The 1,896-nt window shown below is 71.3% G+C and carries 1 protein-coding gene; it reads left to right on the forward strand.

Features of this window, described 5'->3' with window-relative positions; all coding sequences use genetic code 11:
• The first annotated feature begins 84 nt into the window (after window positions 1-84).
• Window positions 85-1,800 (forward strand): glycoside hydrolase family 13 protein, encoded by a 1,716-nt coding sequence (locus QL985_RS12040; RefSeq protein ID WP_259905142.1) that lies wholly within the window; start codon window positions 85-87, stop codon window positions 1,798-1,800.
• The last annotated feature ends 96 nt before the right edge of the window (window positions 1,801-1,896 follow it).

A 1,896-nucleotide genomic window follows, 5' to 3' on the forward strand; every position in this document is an offset into this window, starting at 1 on the left:
CCAGGCACGCGGGGAGACCCCCGCCCCTCGAAGAACGGGGTGCCCTTTGGCCCGTGACGCCCGGCCGTGGGTAGCCTGGAGTGCGTGACTTTCTCCCAGACCTCCTTCCCCGCCCCCTCCGGCTCCGAGTGGTGGCGCGACGCCGTGATCTACCAGGTGTACCCCCGCTCCTTCAAGGACTCCAACGGAGACGGCATGGGTGATCTGGGCGGCGTCACCGAGAAGCTTCCCTACCTCAAGCGGCTGGGGGTGGACGCCGTGTGGCTCTCCCCCTTCTATCTCTCGCCGCAGCACGACGCCGGCTACGACGTCGCGGACTACCGCACCGTGGATCCCCGCTTCGGTTCGTTGGAGGACTACGACCGGATGCGCGAGGAGGCCCACCGGCTGGGGTTGAAGATCATCGTGGACCTGGTGCCCAACCACACGTCCGAGGACCACGAGTGGTTCCGGGCCGCCCTGGCCTCAGCACCCGGTTCACCGGAACGCGCCCGCTACATCTTCCGGGAGGGCAGGGGCGAGAACGGTGAGCTGCCGCCCAACAACTGGAAGTCCCTGTTCGGCGGCTCCGCGTGGACCCGCGTGGCGGACGGCCAGTGGTACCTGCACCTGTTCGACTCCTCCCAGCCGGATCTGGACTGGAAGAACCCGGAGGTGTGGGAGGAGTTCCGCGCCATCCTGCGGTTCTGGCTGGACCGCGGGGCGGACGGCTTCCGGGTGGACGTGGCCCACGGGATGATCAAGGCCGAGGGCCTCCCGGACTGGGACGAGCAGGTCCACATGGTGGAGGGCACCGCCGAGGAGGATGGCACCGAGGACGCCCACGAGCCCACCAAGACCATGGACACCGGCCCGTACTTCGACCAGGACGGCGTGCACGAGATCTACCGTGACTGGCACCGCGTGCTCCAGGAGTACCCCGGGGACCGGATACTGGTGGTCGAGGCGTGGGTGGGCCCGGCTCCCCGGCTGGCCCGCTACGTGCGCCCGGACGAGGCGCAGCAGGCGTTCAACTTCGACTTCCTGATCTCCGGGTGGCACCGCGACCGGATGCGGGACACCGTGGACGCCTCGCTGCGCGCCTACTACGAGGTGGGCGCGCCCTGCACGTGGGTGCTCTCCAACCACGACACCGTGCGCCACGCCTCCCGCTACGGCCTGGGCTCGCGCACCGCCTACCCCAACGGCATCGGCGCGCAGGACGAGCAGCCGCACCACGGCCAGGGCCTGCGCCGGGCCCGCGCCGCCGCGCTGGTGGAGCTGTCCCTGCCGGGTTCGGCGTACGTCTACCAGGGCGACGAGCTGGGCCTCCCCGAGCACACGTCCCTTCCCGACGCCGCCCGCGAGGATCCCACGTTCCACCGCACTGCGGGCGCGGAGCTGGGGCGCGACGGCGCTCGGGTGCCTCTGCCCTGGTCCCCCGTGGGCGAGGGGCTGGGCTTCGGCCCGAACCCGTGGCTGCCGCAGCCGGAGTCCTTCCGCGAGATCACGGTGGACCACCAGGAGGGCGATCCGCAGTCCACGCTCAACCTCTACCGGCGTGCCCTGGGGGTGCGCGGTGAACTGGGTCTGGGCACTGCGGACTTCACCTGGCACGAGCTGAGCGACGGTCCGGAGGGTGTGCTGGCGTACGTGCTCAGCACGAGCGAGGGCCGCACGGTGCTGGTGGCGGCGAACCTCGGGGAGGGTGACGCTGAGATCGCGGAGCTCTCGCGCGGCACACTGCTGCTCACGAGCGGCCAGGACGCGGTGATCGACAACCGCCTGACCGTGGACAGCGCGGTGTGGCTGGAACTCTGAGGTCCTGATCCCAGCCCCCGGTGTGGGGGGCGGCGCCGGATGCGGCGTGCACCCGGGGGCGGGGTCAACCGGTGCACCCGGGGCGGGGTCAGCCCG

Origin of the sequence: Kocuria sp. APC 4018 (assembly GCF_030407675.1) — a bacterium.
Taxonomy (GTDB): Bacteria; Actinomycetota; Actinomycetes; order Actinomycetales; family Micrococcaceae; genus Kocuria; species Kocuria rhizophila.